The organism is Streptomyces sp. NPDC034086 (assembly GCF_055575515.1).
In genome coordinates, this window is the sequence record NZ_JBVISM010000006.1 from 1 (window position 1) to 16799 (window position 16799).

The 16799-nt window shown below is 74.1% G+C and carries 15 protein-coding genes; 8 read left to right on the forward strand and 7 right to left on the reverse strand.

The window, feature by feature from the left end; translation table 11 throughout:
* The 3 genes from ACZ514_RS16465 to ptsP form a co-directional block, all read left to right on the forward strand.
* Positions 1-297, forward strand: a 297-nt coding sequence (locus ACZ514_RS16465) for a hypothetical protein (RefSeq protein ID WP_469125023.1), incomplete at its 5' end; no start/stop codon positions are given.
* A gap of 278 nt (positions 298-575) precedes the next feature.
* Positions 576-1025 carry a PTS sugar transporter subunit IIA gene (locus ACZ514_RS16470; protein WP_388943818.1) on the forward strand — a complete coding sequence of 150 codons (450 nt, stop codon included), beginning with the start codon at positions 576-578 and terminating at the stop codon, positions 1023-1025.
* A gap of 80 nt (positions 1026-1105) precedes the next feature.
* The gene (ptsP, locus tag ACZ514_RS16475) at positions 1106-2776 is read left to right on the forward strand and encodes a phosphoenolpyruvate--protein phosphotransferase (RefSeq protein WP_468700015.1); all 1671 of its coding nucleotides are present in this window, start codon (positions 1106-1108) and stop codon (positions 2774-2776) included.
* A gap of 82 nt (positions 2777-2858) precedes the next feature.
* On the opposite strand, the gene ACZ514_RS16480 is transcribed toward ptsP, so the two are convergent.
* Together ACZ514_RS16480 and ACZ514_RS16485 are read right to left on the reverse strand one after the other, a co-directional pair.
* Complete coding sequence (locus tag ACZ514_RS16480) at positions 2859-3785, reverse strand: hypothetical protein (protein WP_469125024.1); 927 nt, start codon at positions 3783-3785, stop codon at positions 2859-2861.
* 58 nt (positions 3786-3843) lie between these two features.
* Positions 3844-5820, reverse strand: coding sequence for an acetoacetate--CoA ligase (locus ACZ514_RS16485; RefSeq protein WP_468700010.1), 1977 nt, complete (start codon positions 5818-5820; stop codon positions 3844-3846).
* Positions 5821-6031: 211 nt separating this feature from the next.
* Between ACZ514_RS16485 and ACZ514_RS16490 the strand changes: the two genes are divergently transcribed.
* Both ACZ514_RS16490 and ACZ514_RS16495 read left to right on the forward strand, forming a co-directional pair.
* On the forward strand, positions 6032-8407 hold the full coding sequence (locus ACZ514_RS16490) for a glycoside hydrolase family 31 protein (RefSeq protein ID WP_469125025.1): 2376 nt from the start codon (positions 6032-6034) through the stop codon (positions 8405-8407).
* A 106-nt stretch (positions 8408-8513) separates the two neighbouring features.
* Entirely contained in the window at positions 8514-9092 is a 579-nt protein-coding gene (locus tag ACZ514_RS16495) for a hypothetical protein (RefSeq protein ID WP_469125026.1), read from the forward strand.
* A 178-nt stretch (positions 9093-9270) separates the two neighbouring features.
* Here ACZ514_RS16495 and ACZ514_RS16500 read toward each other — a convergent pair whose 3' ends face one another.
* Positions 9271-9795: an NUDIX domain-containing protein gene (locus tag ACZ514_RS16500; RefSeq protein WP_469125027.1), complete on the reverse strand. Its 525-nt coding sequence runs from the start codon at positions 9793-9795 to the stop codon at positions 9271-9273.
* Positions 9796-9818: 23 nt separating this feature from the next.
* Between ACZ514_RS16500 and ACZ514_RS16505 the strand changes: the two genes are divergently transcribed.
* Genes ACZ514_RS16505 through ACZ514_RS16515 form a run of 3 tightly spaced genes read left to right on the forward strand, consistent with a single transcriptional unit; the run spans position 9819 to position 12208 of the window.
* Positions 9819-10532 (forward strand): M15 family metallopeptidase, encoded by a 714-nt coding sequence (locus ACZ514_RS16505; RefSeq protein WP_469125028.1) that lies wholly within the window; start codon positions 9819-9821, stop codon positions 10530-10532.
* Between the two features lie 54 nt (positions 10533-10586).
* Positions 10587-11021, forward strand: a complete 435-nt coding sequence (locus ACZ514_RS16510) for a Zn-ribbon domain-containing OB-fold protein (RefSeq protein ID WP_468169408.1) — start codon at positions 10587-10589, stop codon at positions 11019-11021.
* Positions 11018-12208: a lipid-transfer protein gene (locus ACZ514_RS16515; protein WP_469125029.1), complete on the forward strand. Its 1191-nt coding sequence runs from the start codon at positions 11018-11020 to the stop codon at positions 12206-12208. The genes ACZ514_RS16510 and ACZ514_RS16515 overlap by 4 nt, the downstream gene beginning before the upstream one ends.
* 193 nt (positions 12209-12401) lie before the next feature.
* Here ACZ514_RS16515 and ACZ514_RS16520 read toward each other — a convergent pair whose 3' ends face one another.
* Genes ACZ514_RS16520 through ACZ514_RS16535 form a run of 4 tightly spaced genes read right to left on the reverse strand, consistent with a single transcriptional unit; the run spans position 12402 to position 16707 of the window.
* Positions 12402-13028 carry a GTP-binding protein gene (locus ACZ514_RS16520; protein ID WP_468168734.1) on the reverse strand — a complete coding sequence of 209 codons (627 nt, stop codon included), beginning with the start codon at positions 13026-13028 and terminating at the stop codon, positions 12402-12404.
* Positions 13009-13440, reverse strand: a complete 432-nt coding sequence (locus ACZ514_RS16525; protein WP_468168737.1) for a DUF742 domain-containing protein — start codon at positions 13438-13440, stop codon at positions 13009-13011. The genes ACZ514_RS16520 and ACZ514_RS16525 overlap by 20 nt, the downstream gene beginning before the upstream one ends.
* 10 nt (positions 13441-13450) lie before the next feature.
* Positions 13451-13888 carry a roadblock/LC7 domain-containing protein gene (locus tag ACZ514_RS16530; protein ID WP_388943788.1) on the reverse strand — a complete coding sequence of 146 codons (438 nt, stop codon included), beginning with the start codon at positions 13886-13888 and terminating at the stop codon, positions 13451-13453.
* Positions 13885-16707, reverse strand: coding sequence for a sensor histidine kinase (locus ACZ514_RS16535; protein ID WP_469125030.1), 2823 nt, complete (start codon positions 16705-16707; stop codon positions 13885-13887). Before ACZ514_RS16535 ends, ACZ514_RS16530 begins: the two co-directional genes overlap by 4 nt.
* Between the last annotated feature and the right edge of the window lie 92 nt (positions 16708-16799).

Genomic DNA, 16799 nt, shown 5'->3' on the forward strand with positions numbered 1-16799 from the left:
CTGGCGTTGATTTTTGGCACGCTGTTGAGTTCTCAAGGAACGGACGCTTCCTTCGTACTCACCCTCGCGGGCTTTCCTCCGGGCTTTCGTTCTTCATTCTTCGTTCTTGCGTTTCCGACTCTACCAGACTCTCTCGTGTCCGATTTCCTCGGCGCTTTCGAGGTCATGCGCTTTCGCGCTTTCCCTTTCCAGCGGCTCCGACTCTATCAGTGGATTTCCGCCTCTCCGACCACTTGCCGTTTCGTCCCGAGGGCACACGGAAAGGATCGAGTGGAGACTGAAATGATCACTGGTTGAGGAGGAGTCCCGTCCCGACTGTTCGCGAGGTGTTCACGCGGTCCGTCCTGGCGGGACTCACGACAGTACATCTCCTGGGGGACGCAGGCAAATCGAATCACGCGTATGGTCTAGTCCACCGGTCTAGTCCACTAGTCTCCGTGCGGAAGGGTCCGGCCCGGATCGGGAACAACATCGGGCGAACCCGCACAACCCGTGACATATCCTTCTGACGAGTACGCCGTTCGCAACACGTAGTGACGGCGGCACCAAGAAGCCCCACCCCCTGGGAGGCCCCCATGACCATCGTGACGTCCCCACTCGCCGGGCGCGCCATCGGACTCGCGGCAGTGCCCGATCCGGTGTTCTCCGGCGCGATGGTGGGACCGGGCACCGCCATTGACCCCGTGCGCGAGGCGTCGGAGGCGGTGTCCCCCGTCGACGGTGTGGTCGTCTCCCTGCACCCGCACGCGTACGTGGTCGTCGACAGCGAGGGCCACGGTGTCCTCACCCACCTCGGCATCGACACCGTCCAGCTCAACGGCGAGGGCTTCGAGCTGCTCGTCAACAAGGGCGACACCGTCACCCGTGGTCAGGCCGTCATCCGCTGGAACCCCGCCGCGGTCGAGGCCGCGGGCAAGTCGCCGATCTGCCCCGTGGTGGCGCTCGAGGCGACGGCCGACTCCCTCGGCAGCGTCATGGAGGACGACGACGTCAAGGCCGGGGACCAGCTCTTCAGCTGGCAGTGACGCGTCCGCCCGCACGGGCGGGCCGGAGTCGGATATCCATCGCGGCGGCTGGATCCGCCGCTCAATCGGAGACGGGTGAAATGGAGACAACGCTGCGAGGCGTCGGCGTGAGCCACGGTGTGGCGATCGGCGAGGTTCGGCACATGGGGACGGCTGTGCTCGAACCGCCGGCGAAGCAGATCGCCGCGGACGAGGCGGAGCGCGAGCAGGGGCGCGCCCGTCAGGCCGTGGAGGCTGTTTCGGCCGACCTGATCGCACGCGGTCAGCTGGCCGGCGGGGAGGCCCAGCACGTGCTCGAGGCCCAGGCGATGATCGCCACGGACCCCGAGCTGATGTCGGACGTCGAGCGTCGGATCGTGGTCGGCAGCACGGCCGAGCGCGCCGTCTACGACGCGTTCGCGTCCTACCGCGACCTGCTCGCGGGGGCCGGCGAGTACATGGCCGGGCGGGTGGCCGACCTGGACGACGTACGGAACCGGATCGTGGCGCGGCTGCTGGGCGTGCCGATGCCGGGCGTGCCGGACAGTGACGAGCCGTACGTGCTGATCGCGCGGGACCTGGCCCCGGCCGACACGGCGCTGCTGGATCCCACGCTCGTGCTCGGGTTCGTGACCGAGGAGGGCGGGCCGACCAGTCACAGCGCGATCCTGGCGCGGGCGCTGGGTGTGCCGGCGATCGTGGCGCTGCCGGGTGCGTGTGAGATCGCCGAGGGTACGGTCATCGCCGTCGACGGCAGCACCGGTGATCTGTACGTGGAGCCCACGGCGGAGAAGCGGGCCGGGCTGGCCGCAGCGGCGGCGGAGCGGAAGGCGGCGCTGGCCGCCTCTTCCGGGCCGGGTGCGACGTCCGACGGGCACAAGGTGCCGCTGCTGGCCAACGTGGGCGGGCCGGCGGACGTGCCGGCCGCGGTGGAGGCCGGGGCCGAGGGCGTCGGCCTGTTCCGCACGGAGTTCCTGTTCCTGGACGACAGCGAGAAGGCGCCGTCCGAGGAGAAGCAGATCGAGTCGTACCGCAAGGTGCTGGAGGCGTTCCCCGAGGGGCGTGTCGTCGTACGGGTGCTGGACGCGGGCGCCGACAAGCCGCTGGACTTCCTGACGCCGGCGGACGAGCCGAACCCGGCGCTGGGCGTGCGCGGTCTGCGTACGCTGCTGGACCACCCCGAGGTGCTGCGCACGCAGCTGTCCGCGCTGGCGAAGGCCGCGGAGGGGCTGCCGGTCTACCTCGAGGTCATGGCTCCGATGGTGGCCGACCGCCAGGACGCCAAGGCGTTCGCGGACGCCTGCCGGGAGGCCGGCCTGGTGGCGAAGTTCGGGGCGATGGTGGAGATCCCCTCCGCCGCGCTGCGGGCGCGCTCGATCCTCCAGGAGGTGGAGTTCCTGTCGCTGGGTACGAACGACCTCGCGCAGTACGCCTTCGCCGCCGACCGGCAGGTGGGTGCGGTGTCGCGGTTGCAGGACCCCTGGCAGCCGGCGCTGCTCGACCTGATCGCGATGTCGGCCGAGGCCGCCGCCGCGGAGGGCAAGAGCTGCGGTGTGTGTGGTGAGGCCGCTTCGGATCCGCTGCTGGCCTGTGTCCTGACGGGTCTGGGGGTCACCTCCCTGTCGATGGGCGCCGCTTCGATTCCGTACGTGCGGGCGACGCTCGCCAAGTACACCCTCGCGCAGTGCGAGCGGGCGGCCGCCGCCGCCCGCGCCGCCGACAGCGCGGAGGAGGCGCGGGTGGCCGCGCAGGCGGTGCTGTCCGGGGAGTAGCGGGCGGTACGCGTGGTCGTCCGAGGGGCCTTCGCCGGTGGCGGGGGCCCCTCGGGCGTGTCCCGGTGCGGTTCCGGGCGGGCTACTCGCGGTGCGGGCCGGGGACGTCCACCTCGTAGCCGGGGCAGTATTCGACTCCGGGCTCGGGGGCCACGGGGTCGCCGGTGTCGGCGTCCGTGCAGTAGGCGTCGAACACGGCCGCGGCGGTGAGGGCCACCAGGCGGCCGCGGTCCAGGCGCCAGCCGTGGACCCGGTCGCGGAAGCCGTCGGTGGTGCTCCGCAGGACCAGTCCCCCGGCGCCGCCGAGGGCGAGGCCCGCGGCGAGGACGGTCACGAAGTCCAGGCCTTCGCGGCCCTGGACGCGGGGGCGGCCTCCGGGCTGCCCGGGCGCTTCGGCGTGCAGGACGGCGATGAGCTGCTGCTCCTCGGCGGGGACGCTGCACACCAGGTGGTGGTGTCCGGGTCCGGCTCCGGCGACGAGGCGTTCGAGCATGTCGGCGGCCCGTTCGAAGGAGGCCTGGCCGATGTCCTCGCCGCAGTCCGCGCAGGCTCCGACGCCGGCGAGGAGTTCGGTGGCGTACTCCCAGGTGGACTGCCGGACGGCCTCGTCGACGAGGAGCGGTACGAGTTCCTCGACGGGCTGGCCGGCGTAGGGCAGGGTCGGGCCGCCGGCGAGTTCGGCGGTGTAGCGGGTGCGGGCGCGGGGGCTGTCCGGGTCGAGGCCGTGTTCCGCGCAGTAGTCGGCGTACTCCTCGGGGTCGAAGAGGGCGACGGTGGTGTGGATGCCCTCGGCGGCGAGGGAGCGCAGCAGGGCGTCGACGTGGTGGAGGTAGTCGGCGTATTCCTCGTGCGGGTCGAAGCCGAAGGTGCGGTAGTCCCGCATGGCCGCGAAGTCCCCGGGGTCGGTGAGGAGGCCGACGGTGCTGGGGACCTCGCGGCGCAGTTCACGGCGGCGGGAGGTGGTGGTCCTGCTGTTGATGGTGTGCGGTGTGTCGGGTGTGGCGTTCATGGTGTCCCCCTGAGCGTGCGATCACTTGCTCACTCACGGTAACCATCGCCACTGACAGTCACCTCCGGGTGCGGCCCAGCTCCTCGTAGAAGGCGAGCAGCTCGGGGTGGTCGACGGAGCCGGGGTTGACGGCCTTGGCCATCGGGGTGCCCTGGAGCAGGCGCTTGACGGGGACCTCGATGCGCTTGCCCGTCAGGGTGTGCGGAACGGCCGGGATCTCGATGACCTCGTCGGGGACGTGGCGGGGCGACAGCTGCTCGCGGATGGTGGCGGCGATCTTCTTGCGCAGGGCCTCGTCGAGGGTGGCGCCGGGGGCGAGGTGGACGAAGAGGGGCATCCAGTAGCCGCCGTTCGGCTCCTCCAGGCCGATGACCAGGGATTCCCTGATCTCGGGGAGGCGTTCGACGACCTCGTAGATGTCGGCGGAGCCCATCCGGACGCCCTGCCGGTTGAGGGTGGAGTCGGAGCGGCCGTGGATGACGACGGAGCCGTGGTCGGTGATCGTGATCCAGTCCCCGTGGCGCCAGACGCCGGGGAACATCTCGAAGTAGCTGTCGCGGTAGCGGCTGCCGTCCGGGTCGTTCCAGAAGCGGATCGGCATGGAGGGCATGGGGGCCGTGACGACGAGTTCGCCGACCTCCCCGGTGAGGGGCTTGCCGGCGGGGTCCCAGGACTGGAGGTCCGTACCGAGGCAGGCGGCCTGGAGCTCGCCGATGTGGACGGGGAGGGTGGGGACGGCGCCGGCGAAGCAGCTGCACACGTCGGTGCCGCCGCTGACGGACGCGATCCAGAGGTCTTCGGCGACCTCCTCGTGGAGCCAGCGGAAGCCGTCGGGGGGCAGCGGGGAGCCGGTGGTGGCGACGCACTTGACGGCGGAGAGGTCGAAGTCGCGGGACGGGTGGACCCCGGCCTTCTTGCAGGCCATCACGTAGGCGGCGGAGGTGCCGTACAGGGTGGCTCCCGTGCGCTCGGCGATCCGCCACTGGGCTCCGGTGTCGGGGTGGCCGGGGCTGCCGTCGTAGAGGACGACGGTGGTGCCGGTCAGCAGGCCGGAGACGAGGAAGTTCCACATCATCCAGCCGGTGGAGGTGTACCAGAAGAACCGGTCCCCGGGCCCGAGGTCGCAGTGCAGGCCGAGCTGCTTGAGGTGTTCGAGGAGGATGCCGCCCTGCGACTGGACGATGGCCTTGGGGGCCCCGGTGGTGCCGGAGGAGTAGAGGATCCACAGCGGGTGGTCGAAGGGGACCGGCTCGAAGACGGGCTCGGCGGAGGAGGAGGTCAGCTCCGACCAGGCGCGGGTGCCGTCGGGGGCGGGGGTGCCCAGGAGCGGGACGTGGACGACGGCGCGCAGCGAGGGGAGCCCTTCGCGGAGTTCGGCGACGGTCTCGCGGCGGTCGTGCTCCTTGCCGCCGTAGCGGTAGCCGTCGACGGTGAACAGGACGACGGGCTCGACCTGCTCGAAGCGGTCGAGGACGCTGCGGGCCCCGAAGTCGGGTGCGCAGGAGGTCCACACTCCGCCGACGGCGGCGGTGGCGAGGAGGGCCACGGCCGCTTCGGGGATGTTGGGGAGGTAGCCGCTGACCCGGTCGCCCGGCCGCACGCCGAGGGCGCGCAGCTCGGCGGCGAGGGAGCCGACCTGGCGGCGGAGTTCCGCCCAGGTGACGGGGGTGGGTTCGTGGGTCTCGTCGACGTGGAGCAGGGCGGGGTCGTCGGCGCGGGCGGGGTCCTCGGCGGCGCGCAGGGCGTGCTCGGCGTAGTTGAGGGTGGAGCCGGTGAACCAGCGCGCGCCCGGCATGGAGCGGTCGGCGAGGACTTCCTGGTAGGGGGTGTGGAAGCGGACCTGGAACCACTCGGCGACGGCCTGCCAGAAGGTGTCGAGCTCGTCGACGGACCAGCGCTGCAGGGCCGGGTAGCCGCCGTCGGCGGGGGCGCCGAAGCGTTCGGCCGCCCAGTCCTGGAAGCGGGTGACCTGGGCTCCGGCGATCCTGTCGGGGCCCGGGGACCAGAGGGGTTCCGGCTGGGTGGCAGAGGTCATGGGTCGGCTCCCGGTCAAGTCTGGCGCTCGCGCTTCGTGTGCGTACGGCGCCGTCGCGGCGTCGGTGTGCGCGCGGCGGCTCACAGGGACCATGCCACGTGATCGACATCCGCACCAGAGCCGTCCCGGACCGTACGGGCTGATCGTTTTCCGGGTGAACGGAAGTTGAACGCCGCCCCCGCGGCCGGGGCCCGGTGGCAGGGTGACCGGCATGGACGGTCGTGATCTGGTGCGTGCGGTGAGGGAACTCGGTACGGCGCGCGGGCGGCGGGCCTGGCGCTCGGCGTGGCGCCACCGGCGGGCGGACGCCGAGGGGCTGCCGCGCCGGGGTGCGGAGCGGGCGCGGGTGCCGGGCCTGCTGGCGGGTACGCGGGCCCTCCCGGGCGGGGGCGTGCTGCGGTTCGCGCGCAGTGAGCTGCTGGTACGGGTGACCGTGGGCGGTGCGGTGTTCTGGGGCTGGGACGGGGCGGAGCCGGTGCCGTCGTACGCGGTGGTGGGCGCCGGCCCCGAGCCGGACGCGCGGGCGGTGCTGGAGCCGGACACCGGCGGCGGCTGGCGGGTGGTGTCGGAGCGGGTGACGGTGGCGGTGTCCCGGCACGGCGCGGTGGAGGTGCGGACCCCGGGCGGGGCGGTGCTGCGGCGGGAGCTGCCGCCGCGCTGGTGGGACCCGGCGGAGGGCTCCGACGGCGCGGAGGGCGCGCGCGGGCCGGCGGAGGGCGGTTCGCGGTGGCTCCAGCGGGCGGAGGTGGCGGCGGACGCGCGGTTCTTCGGACTGGGCGGCAGGGCGCGGGGGCCGCGGCTGCGGGACGGCGAGTACCGGCTGTGGAACACGGATCCGAAGGGCGGGTTCGGGCCGGACACGGATCCGCTGTACATCACGATGCCGGTGCAGCTCGTGGTGGCCGACGCGGGGACGCACCTGGCGTTCTACGACAACCCCTGGGAGGGGCTGGTCGTGCTGCGCGGGGGTGAGGAGGGGGCCGGTTCGGGGCCGGACCGGCCGGGGCTGAGCGAGCTGCGGCTGGAGGGCGGGCCGCCGAGGTGCTGGGTGCTGGTGGGGACGCCGGCGCGGGTGATGCAGGGGTGGGCGGGGCTGACGGGGGCGGCCGCGGTGCCGCCGGAGTGGGCGCTGGGGTACCAGCACGCGCGGTGGGGGTTCGGCAGCGGGGCCGAGGTGCGGCGGGTGGTGGCCGGGTACGAGGAGCGGGGGCTGGCGCTGTCGGCCGTGCACCTGGACATCGACCACTACGACGGGCACCGGGTGTTCACCGTGGACCGGGAGGCGTTCCCCGATCTGCCGGGGCTGGCGCGGGAGGTGGGGGCGCGCGGGGTGCGGCTGGTGTCGATCATCGACCCGGCGGTGAAGGCGGGGGACGCGGTGCACGACGCGGGCCGGGCGGTGGGGGCGCGGGGGGCGTTCGTACGGGACGCGCGGGGGCGTGAGGTGCGGGGCGAGGTGTGGCCGGGCGAGTGCGCGTACCCGGACTTCACGGACCCGGCGGCGCGGGAGTGGTGGGGCGGGCTGTACGAGGAGCGGCTGGCGCAGGGCTTCGCGGGGTTCTGGCACGACATGAACGAGCCGGTGTCGTTCGCGCCGTGGGGGGACGCGACGCTGCCCCGGTCGGCACGGCACGCGCTGGAGGGGGCGGGCGGGGACCACCGGGCGGCGCACAACGTGTACGGGCTGCTGATGGCTCGGGCCGGCTGGGAGGGCCTGGTGCGGCTGCGGCCGGCCGAGCGGCCGTTCCTGTTCTCCCGGTCGGGGTGGGCGGGCATGCAGCGGTACGGGGGCACGTGGTCCGGTGACGTGGAGAGCAGCTGGGAGGGGCTGCGGGCGTCCCTGGCGCTGGTGCTGGGGCTCGGGCTGTGCGGGGTGCCGTACTCGGGTCCGGACGTGGGGGGCTTCGGGGGGTCCCCGTCGCCGGAGCTGTACCTGCGGTGGTTGCAGCTGGGGGCCTACCTGCCCTTGTTCCGGACGCATTCGGCGCTGTGGGCGGGCCGGCGGGAGCCGTGGGAGTTCGGGCCGGAGGTCGCGGAGCGGGCCGGGGCGGTGCTGGCGGAGCGGGAGCGGCTGCGGCCGTACTTCGTGACGCTGGCCCATCTGGCGCGGCGGACGGGGGCTCCTTACGTGCGGCCGGTGTGGTGGGGCGCGCCGGAGGACCGGCGGCTGCGGGACTGCGAGGACGCGTTCCTGCTGGGGGACGCGCTGTTGGTGGCGCCGGTGCTGGAGTGCGGCGCGGACCGGCGGGCGGTCCTGCTGCCGCGGGGGCGCTGGTACGACACGGCCACGGGGGCGGCGTACGAGGGGCCCGGGCAGGTGCTGCTGGACGCCCCGCCGGGGCGGATGCCGGTGCTGGCGCGGGCGGGGTCGGTGCTGCCGGTGCGGCGGGGGACCGGGGAGGTGGGCCTGGAGGCGTGGGCCCCGGCCCGGGGGCGGACCGGGGGCGGGCTGGTGGTCCGGGATCCGGGGCCGGGGTTCGAGGCGGGCGAGGTGGAGCGGTACACCGTGCGGTGGGCCGGTGGGGCGGTGGTGGTGGAGGACGAGGCGGGGGGTGCGGTGAGCGGGGTGGAGGTGCGGGGGCTGTAGGGCGAACCGGGCCCATGGGGTGTATAGGTCCGGTGGAGGGGGGCCGGGGATCCTGCGGGGCGGCGGCGGGTCCGCCGCCGCCGGTCCGGTGAGCAGGGAGTGTGTGATGGTCTTGACGAGCCCGGCGCGGGCGTACGCGCCGGACCGGCCGGCGCTGGGCCGGCGGGTGCTGGCCACCGTGCGGCGATGGGACCGGGTGCCGGGTTCCGAGGTGGTGGGGGCGTGGCAGCCGCTCACGGTGTGGGCCCTGCTGCTGGTGACCGGGGCGGTTCCGGCCGGCTCGCCGTCCGAGCTCGGGACGGCCGCTGCCCTGCTGGGCGCGGCGGGCTTCCTGCACGGGCTGCTACTGGTCAAGGCCCTCGCCGTGCTGAGCCGCTGGACCGCCCGGGCGAGCGCGTGGCCGCGGCCGGTCGCCGTGGGGGTGCTGGTGGCCCCGGTGTCGGCGCCGGCGGCCGCGCTGGTGCGGTGGTGGCTGGGCGCGCAGGCCCTTCCCGTCCCGGGCTTCGCGGTGGTGTGGGCCGGGTGCGCGGGGGGTGCGCTGCTGCCGCTGGCGGTCGGGGCGGTGCTGCGGGGGCGGGCGCGGCCCTTACCCGCGGGGGCGCTGTGGGCGCGGGGGGCGGTGGTCGCCGGGACGGTGGTGGGGGCGGTGGGGCTGGCGTCGCTGCTGAGGGGCCTGCCCGTGTAGCAGGGGCTCGGGGGTGCGCCCGTGCGGGGCGGGCCTGCGCGGGTGCGCCCGTGCGGGGCGGGCCGCGCGGCCCATCCGGGCCGCGTGCGGGCCGTGGCGCCGGTCGCCGGGCCGTCCGCCGTCGGGGCGCGTGCGGGACGCCGCGTCACGCCCCTCCCCCTCGGCGGATCCGCCGTCCTCAGCGGTGTCGCTGCCCGGCGTAGTGGCCCGCGAACCAGGAGGCCGCCGCGCGGGTGTGGAGGGGGAAGGCCAGTTCCGCCGGGGAGCGCAGGAGGTGCCAGCCCGTCGTCTCGTCCGTGGCGGCCGGCGCGGGGAGGGCCGAGGCCGGGCGCGTCGGCAGGAGGCCGAAGACGAGGAGGTGGCCTCCCGGTGAGCTGAGGACGTCGGCGAGGGCCACGTCGGAGGCGGGGGCCTCGATGCCCGTCTCCTCGCGGAGTTCGCGGACCACGGCCGTCCGCCAGTCCTCGCCGAAGTCCATGAACCCGCCGGGCAGCGCGATGCCGCCCAGGGCCGGTTCGATGGTGCGGGTGACGACCACCAGGCCGGTGCCGGCGGCGTCCTCGGCGGGGAGCAGGGCCACGGCCACCGGGAGCGGATTGCGGTAGGTCACCGAGCCGCACGCGGGGCACGTACGGGGCCAGGAGTCCGTGTCGAACAGAGCTCCGCAGGTGGAGCAGTGCGAGTCCCTCAGCTGTGCCGGCATGCGGCGATGGTAAGCCAAGGGGCATGAGGACGCTGGCGGTTGTGGCGGTGCTGGCGGTGCTCCCGGCCGCCCAGGAGGTGCTCCCGGGGGCCTCGGCGGGAGTGCCGGGGTTCGTGGCGTTGCGGGACGTGGACCCGAGCGTCGTGGAGGACATGCGGTACGCGGGCCCGCGGAACTTCACGGGTGCGGCCGTGGACGGGTACGAGGAGCCGGTGTGCCTGCTGGCCCGTCCGGCGGCCGCGGCCCTGCGGCGGGCGCAGCGGGAGCTGCTGCGGTCCGGGTACGCGCTGAAGGTGTACGACTGCTACCGGCCGCAGCGCGCAGTGGACCGGTTCGTGCGCTGGGCCGGTGATCCGGCCGACCAGTCGACGAAGGCCGAGTACTACCCGGACCTGGACAAGGAGCGGCTGATTCCGGAGGGGTACATCGCGGCGAGGTCCTCGCACAGCCGCGGGAGCACGGTCGACGTGACGCTGGTGGCGCTGCCGGCGCGCCGGGAGCTGGACATGGGGACGGCCTTCGACTTCTTCGGGACGCTGTCGAACACGGACGATCCGCGGGTGACGGGCGCGGCGCGGGAGAACCGGCTGCTGCTGCGGCGTGTCCTGGAGGGGCAGGGTTTCGTGAACCTGCCCCAGGAGTGGTGGCACTTCACCCTGCGGCCGGAGGCGTTCCCTGAGACGGTCTTCGACTTCCCGGTCTCTGTCGCGGCGGGACGGCCCGTGGCAGACTTCTGACGCATCGTCAGACAAGGCTGGCCGGGAGGGGACTTGGAACGCACACGCACACCCGTGGTGAGCGGGTGGTTCACCGGTACGGACGCCGCGGGCGGCTTCCGCCTGCTCGGCACCCGGTGCTCCGCCTGCACCTCGGTGTTCTTCCCGCGCGAGGACGCGTACTGCCGCAATCCGCACTGTCCCGGCGGCGGCGAACTCGCCGAGGTACCGCTGTCGCCGCGCGGCCGGGTCTGGTCCTACACCGACGGGCGGTACCGCCCGCCCGCCCCCTACGTCTGCGACCCCGACGCGCCCTGGGAGCCGTACACCCTGGTCGCGGTGGAGCTGGAGGCCGAGCGGATGGTCGTGCTCGGGCAGGCGGCGCCCGGGGTGACGGTCGCCGACCTGACGGTCGGGATGGAGGTCGAGGTGGTCGCCGGGGTGCTCGGCGAGGACGCCACGACCACCTGGCTGACCTGGTGCTTCAAGCCGGTGGAGGGGGCGCGGTGAGCGAGGACGTGGCCGTCCTCGGGGCCGGCATGCACCCGTGGGGCAAATGGGGCCGCGGCTTCGTGGAGTACGGGCGGGCCGCCGCCCGGGCCGCGCTCGCCGACGCCGGGCTGGAGTGGACCGACGTGCGGTCGGTCGTCGGCGCCGACACCGTGCGCGGCGGCTACCCGGGCTACGTCGCCGGGGCCACCTTCGCGCGGGCGCTCGGCTGGCAGGGAGCCCGGGTCACCAGTGTGTACGCGGCCTGCGCCTCGGGGGCCCAGGCCATCGGGGCGGCCCGGGCGCAGATCCTCGCCGGACTGGCGGACGTGGTGCTGGTGGTGGGGGCCGACGCCGCACCGAAGGGGTTCTTCGCCCCCGCCGGGGGCGACCGGCCGGACGATCCCGACTGGCTGCGGTTCCGGATCCTGGGGGCCACCAACCCCGCCTACTTCGCGCTGTACGCCCGCCGCCGGATGGCCCTGCACGGGGACACGGCCGAGGACTTCGCGCTGGTCAAGGTGAAGAACTCGGCGGCGGGGGCGCACAACCCGAACGCCCGTTACCGCAGGGCGGTCACCGCCGAGGAGGTGGCGGCCTCGGCGGTGGTGGCCGATCCGCTGCGACTGCTGGACATCTGCGCCACCTCGGACGGGGGCGCGGCGCTGGTGCTGAGCAGCATGGACTTCGCGCGGGCGCGCGGGGTGGCCGCCCCGGTGCGGATCCGGGCGGTGTCGACGGTGACGCCCACGTATCCGCGTACGGTGCTGGACCTGCCCGACATCGCGACCGACTCGGCGGCCGCCGTGGCGCCCGCGGCCGATTCCTTCCGGGCCTCGATCGCCCGTGCCGCGTACGAGGAGGCGGGCCTGGGGCCGCGGGACCTCGCGCTGGCCGAGGTGTACGACCTGTCCACCGCGCTGGAGCTGGAGTGGTACGAGGACATCGGGCTGTGCGGCGAGGGCGAGGGGGCCAAGCTCGTGCGGGAGGGGGCGACGGCGCTCGGGGGACGGGTGCCGGTCAACGCGAGCGGCGGGCTGGCCTCCTTCGGGGAGGCGGTGCCCGCGCAGGCCATCGCCCAGGTGTGCGAGCTGACCTGGCAGCTGCGGGGTACGGCCGGCGCCCGTCAAGTGCCGGGGGCACGGGCCGGGATCACCGCCAACCAGGGTCTGTTCGGGCACGGTTCGGCGGTGGTGGCCGTGCGGTGAGCGCCACGGGGAAATGCCGCCGTCAGGATGCTTGACGACCCCGGTCGGCGGGTTCACACTCGCTCCACGGCCCGCACGAGCGGGACCCCCCTGACCCCCCATGAGAGCTGCGGCCCGTACCCCAGTCGGCGGGGGTACGGGCCGCCTCCACGGGGAGACCCGGCGGTGCCGGGCGGTGCCTTCGCAGTGCCGCCTAGGACGAGGCGCTCATGGTCCGGCGGCGGGCCCGGGCGAGGGACATGGCGTGCTCCACGACTCCCACCAGGACGTCCTTGACGGACTCCCGGTCACGGGCGTCGCAGAGCAGCACCGGCACCTCGGGGTCGAGGTCGAGCGCCTCCCGTACGGTCACCACCGGGTGGCGGTCGGCCCCGTCGAAGCAGTTGACCGCGACGAGGAAGGGGATGCCGCGCCGCTCGAAGTAGTCGATGGCGGCGAAGCAGTCGGCGAGCCGGCGGGTGTCCGCCAGCACGACGGCGCCCAGGGCGCCCTGTGCCAGCTCGTCCCACAGGAACCAGAAGCGGTCCTGTCCCGGCGTGCCGAAGAGGTAGAGCACCAGGTCCTCGCGGAGGGTGATGCGGCCGAAGTCCATGGCCACGGTCGTGGTGCTCTTGCCCTCCACTCCCCCGGTGTCGTCGACGGCGGCACCCGGCTCGGAGAGCCGCTCCTCGGTCCGCAGCGGACGGATCTCGCTGACCGCGCTGACCAGGGTGGTCTTGCCCACCCCGAAACCGCCCGCGACCAGGATCTTCAGGGTCAGCGGCTCGACCGGCGACACGGCATGCATCGCGCCGGTGCGGCTAGAGCGCCCGAAGGCCATCGATCACCTCTCGCAGAATGGATTCGTCGGGCAGTTCGGCCGGCGGCACCGGCCGGGTCACGTGGACCAGCTCCTCGTCGACGAGGTCGCCGATCAGGACCCGGACGACGCCGATGGCGAGGTCGAGTTCCGCGGCGAGTTCCGCGACCGACTGGGGCCGTTCCCGGCACAGCCCGAGGATGTGGGCGTGTTCCGGGGCGAGGGTCATGTCCCAGACCGGATCCTCGGCCGCCGCTTCGGCGACGACGAGGGCGATCAGGTCGAGGCGGTGCTGGGCGGCGTGGCTGGTCCGGCCCCGGGTCATGGCGTACGGGCGTACGACGGGACCCGCGTCGTCGTCGAACCAGTGGGGGTGGCCGGTCTCGGGCGTCGGACGGTCGGTCGTGGGGTGGTCCTGGCCTGGATCGCTCATGCCGTCCGTCTCACCCTCCGGCTGGCAGTCCGGAGCGCGGGGCGGTCGCCAGGTGGTCGCCTACGCGCTTGACCATGAGCGTCATCTCGTACGCGACCTGGCCCACGTCGGAGTCGGAGTCGGAGAGCACGGCCAGGCAGCTGCCGTCGCCCGCGGCCATGACGAAGAGGAAGGCCTCGTCGAGTTCGACCACCGTCTGGCGGACCCGCCCGGAGTCGAAGTGGCGGCCGACGCCCTTGGCCAGGCTGTGGAAGCCGGAGGCCACGGCGGCCAGGTGCTCGCTGTCCTCGCGGGTCAGGTCCTTGGAGCTGCCCGTCGGCAGGCCGTCGCCGGAGAGGACCACCGCCTTGCGGATGCTGCCGACCTTGTCGACGAGCTCGTCGAGGAGCCAGTTGAGCGGGCCGGAGCCGCGGCCCCTGGTGTCGTTCACGGTCTGCGGTGCGGTCATCGACCGTCCCCCTCGTTCTCGTGCGCGGGACCGGCGCCGGAGCGGCCCTCGGTCTCGGACTGCTGCTGTGCGTGCTGGTCGCGGCCCGCCGTCCAGCCCCGCTGGAGGGCGGACATGCGGGTGCGTACGTCCTCCGCGTCCCGGTCGGTCACCCGGTCGTCGGAGGGCTGCGCCGCGGCGGGAGCCGTGGCGTTCTTGAGCTGGGGTGCGAGGTTCGCCTGGCGGACCCGGCGCGGCAGGCCTCCGGGGCCGGGTGCGGGGCCGCCCGCCGCGGCGGGCTCCTCGGGGGCGGTACGCGGCTGCGCCGGGCCCTTCACGGCGGCCGGGCGGGGCTCCACCCGGCGGCCGTGCTCGGCGACCAGGGTGGGCGCGGGGCGGCGCCGGGGCAGCGGGACGGTTCCGCCGGCCCGGGGGCCGTCCGGGTGGGCCGGCTCGGGGCGCGAGCTCTCCAGGCGGACCGGGCCGGTGGGGGGCAGCGGCTCCCGCTCGCGGTCGCGGTCGGCCTTCCAGGGGCCGCGTTCGGCGCGCCCCGCGCCGTGCGGGTGGCCGCGCAGGGGCCGGTCCGCGGAGCCGGTGCCGAGCAGGGCGCTGCGCGGGATCCCGCCGGGCGGGGTCTCGTCGTCGAGGGTGGCCATGGGCGGGCGGCCGCCGACACCGGTGAGGCCGGCGATGCCGGTGAATCCGGTGGCGGTCTCGTCGAGTCCGGCGGGGTCGTCGAGACCGTCGGGGCCGAGGAGGCCGAGGGAGACGAGCGGGTCCTCGAGCTCGACGGGGCCGTTCAGCACGCCGGCGGGCAGCCGGCGGGCCGACTGGGCCCGGTCGACGGCGGTCCGTCCGGGCCGCGCCGAACTCTTCGCCCCCGGACCCGTCCTGACGCCCCGGACCCCCTTCACCACGTCGAGGCGGATGCCGCTGCCGTTGGTGTCGGGGGCCTCGGTGAGGAGGTCGGCGGGGAGGAAGACCACCGCGGTGGTGCCGCCGTACGGGCTGGGCTGCAGGACGACCTTGACGTTGTGGCGGCGCGCGAGGCGGCTGACCACGAACAGGCCCAGGCGGTCGGTGTCGGAGAGCTCGAACTCGGGGGTCTCGGCGAGCCGGAGGTTGGCGTCGAGCAGCGCCTCCGGGTTCATGCCGAGGCCGCGGTCGTGGATCTCGAGGGTGAAGCCGTTGGCGACGCGTTCGCCGTGGACCTGGACGGCGGTGTGCGGGGGCGAGAACACCGTGGCGTTCTCGAGGAGTTCGGCGACCAGGTGCGTGACGTCGGCGACGGCCGGGCCCTCGATGCCGATGCGGGGCAGGCGCCGCACCTCGATCCGCTCGTAGTCCTCGACCTCGGCGACGGCGGCCCGTACGACGTCCATGAGCTGGACGGGCTTGCGCCACTGGCGGGAGGGTGCGGCGCCGGAGAGGATCACCAGGCCTTCGGCGTGGCGGCGCATGCGGGTGGTCATGTGGTCGAGGCGGAACAGGTCGGCGAGTTCCTCGGTGTCCTCGGTGCGCCGTTCCATGGTGTCGAGCAGGGTCAGCTGGCGGTGCAGCAGCACCTGGTTGCGGCGGGCGAGGTTGACGAAGACCTCGGACACGCCGCGGCGCAGCTCGGCCTGTTTGACGGCGGCCTCGACGGCGGCGCGCTGGAGGCTGTTGAGGGCGAGGCCGACCTGGCCGACCTCGTCCTTCTCGAACTCCAGGCGGGGCGCCTCGGTCTCGACGTCGACGGTCTCCCCGGCGGCGAGGCGGCGCATGACGCTGGGCAGCCGGACGCCGGAGGCCTCGTGGGCCTCCTTGCGGAGGCGGGAGAGGTCCCGGATGAGGTCGCGGCCGATGCGCACGGACATCACGAGGGAGAAGGCGAGGGCGAGGAAGCCGAGGACGCCCGCGAGCGCGGCCTGGACGAGGACGCCGAGGGCGATCGGCTCGACGCGCTTCTGGTAGCGGTCGCCGGCGGCGGTGCCCATGGTGGCGAGGTCGCCCAGGACCTTGGTGGCGGCCTCGTCCCACTGGGCGGCGGTGATGCGGGGGTTCTTGCCGGCGCCGCCGGTGATGAACCGTTCCTCCGCGTCGCGCAGCGCCTTGGTCTGGGCGCCGTTCCAGTACTGCTCGAAGAGCTTGCGGTCGTCGGCCGGCAGGATCGCGAGGTTGAACTCGTACAGCAGGCCGCGGTTGGCCGCGAAGTCGGAGACGCGGCGGAGGTCGCCGGCGGCGACGTTGCCGGCGGCGAGCGCGGAGGCGACGACCGCGTCCTCGCGGGAGAGGGTCTCGCGGGCTCGGGTGATGCCGACGAGCGCACGGCCCTGCTGGTCCATCTCGACGTTCTCCAGGGCGTGGAGGTTCATCAGGAACTCGTAGCAGGGGTCGACGAGCCGGCTGTAGAGGTCCAGGGCCTGGGCGGGGCTGAGCGACCCCTGGTCGACGGAGCGGCGCAGCGCGGTGATGCCCCGGAGTGCTTCGGTGATCGACCGCAGGCGCTGGCGGGCCTGCGGGCCGAGTTCGTCGGTGACTTCGGGGTCGAGGGCGTTCGCGGTGATGGAGCGGACCATCGTGTCGGTCGCCGTGCGGCTCTTGGTGAGTTCGGCGGTGGCGGCGGCGGCGCGCGGGTCGCCGAGGACGACCAGGGTCTGCCTGCGTTCCTTCTGGACGACGCGTACGACGTCCTCCATCGGGTATCCGACCTTCTTGATGACGTACGCGACGTCGAGCAGCTGTACTGCCTCCCGGCCGGTGATGACCGTGGAGAAGCCCCAGAGCGCGGTCAGGGAGACGAGCGGCACCAGGAGCAACGCCACGATCTTCCGGCGGATGGACTTCCCGCGAAAGCGCATGGCCTCCCCAGCCTCCCCCAGCTCAACCCCGTTGTCAGAGGTCGGTGTTCCGTCATTTAAACGGCGTGAGCCTACTACTGCCACGCGGCGGC

Bases quoted from the DNA above. Each gene is read 5' to 3' on its own strand.
- ACZ514_RS16520 (WP_468168734.1), bottom strand. From the start codon at position 13,028: ATGGCCTTCGGGCGCTCTAGCCGCACCGGCGCGATGCATGCCGTGTCG.
- ACZ514_RS16480 (WP_469125024.1), bottom strand. From the start codon at position 3,785: ATGAACGCCACACCCGACACACCGCACACCATCAACAGCAGGACCACC.
- ptsP (WP_468700015.1), top strand. From the start codon at position 1,106: ATGGAGACAACGCTGCGAGGCGTCGGCGTGAGCCACGGTGTGGCGATC.
- ACZ514_RS16525 (WP_468168737.1), bottom strand. From the start codon at position 13,440: ATGAGCGATCCAGGCCAGGACCACCCCACGACCGACCGTCCGACGCCC.
- ACZ514_RS16470 (WP_388943818.1), top strand. From the start codon at position 576: ATGACCATCGTGACGTCCCCACTCGCCGGGCGCGCCATCGGACTCGCG.
- ACZ514_RS16495 (WP_469125026.1), top strand. From the start codon at position 8,514: ATGGTCTTGACGAGCCCGGCGCGGGCGTACGCGCCGGACCGGCCGGCG.
- ACZ514_RS16485 (WP_468700010.1), bottom strand. From the start codon at position 5,820: ATGACCTCTGCCACCCAGCCGGAACCCCTCTGGTCCCCGGGCCCCGAC.
- ACZ514_RS16530 (WP_388943788.1), bottom strand. From the start codon at position 13,888: ATGACCGCACCGCAGACCGTGAACGACACCAGGGGCCGCGGCTCCGGC.
- ACZ514_RS16490 (WP_469125025.1), top strand. From the start codon at position 6,032: ATGGACGGTCGTGATCTGGTGCGTGCGGTGAGGGAACTCGGTACGGCG.
- ACZ514_RS16535 (WP_469125030.1), bottom strand. From the start codon at position 16,707: ATGCGCTTTCGCGGGAAGTCCATCCGCCGGAAGATCGTGGCGTTGCTC.
- ACZ514_RS16500 (WP_469125027.1), bottom strand. From the start codon at position 9,795: ATGCCGGCACAGCTGAGGGACTCGCACTGCTCCACCTGCGGAGCTCTG.
- ACZ514_RS16505 (WP_469125028.1), top strand. From the start codon at position 9,819: ATGAGGACGCTGGCGGTTGTGGCGGTGCTGGCGGTGCTCCCGGCCGCC.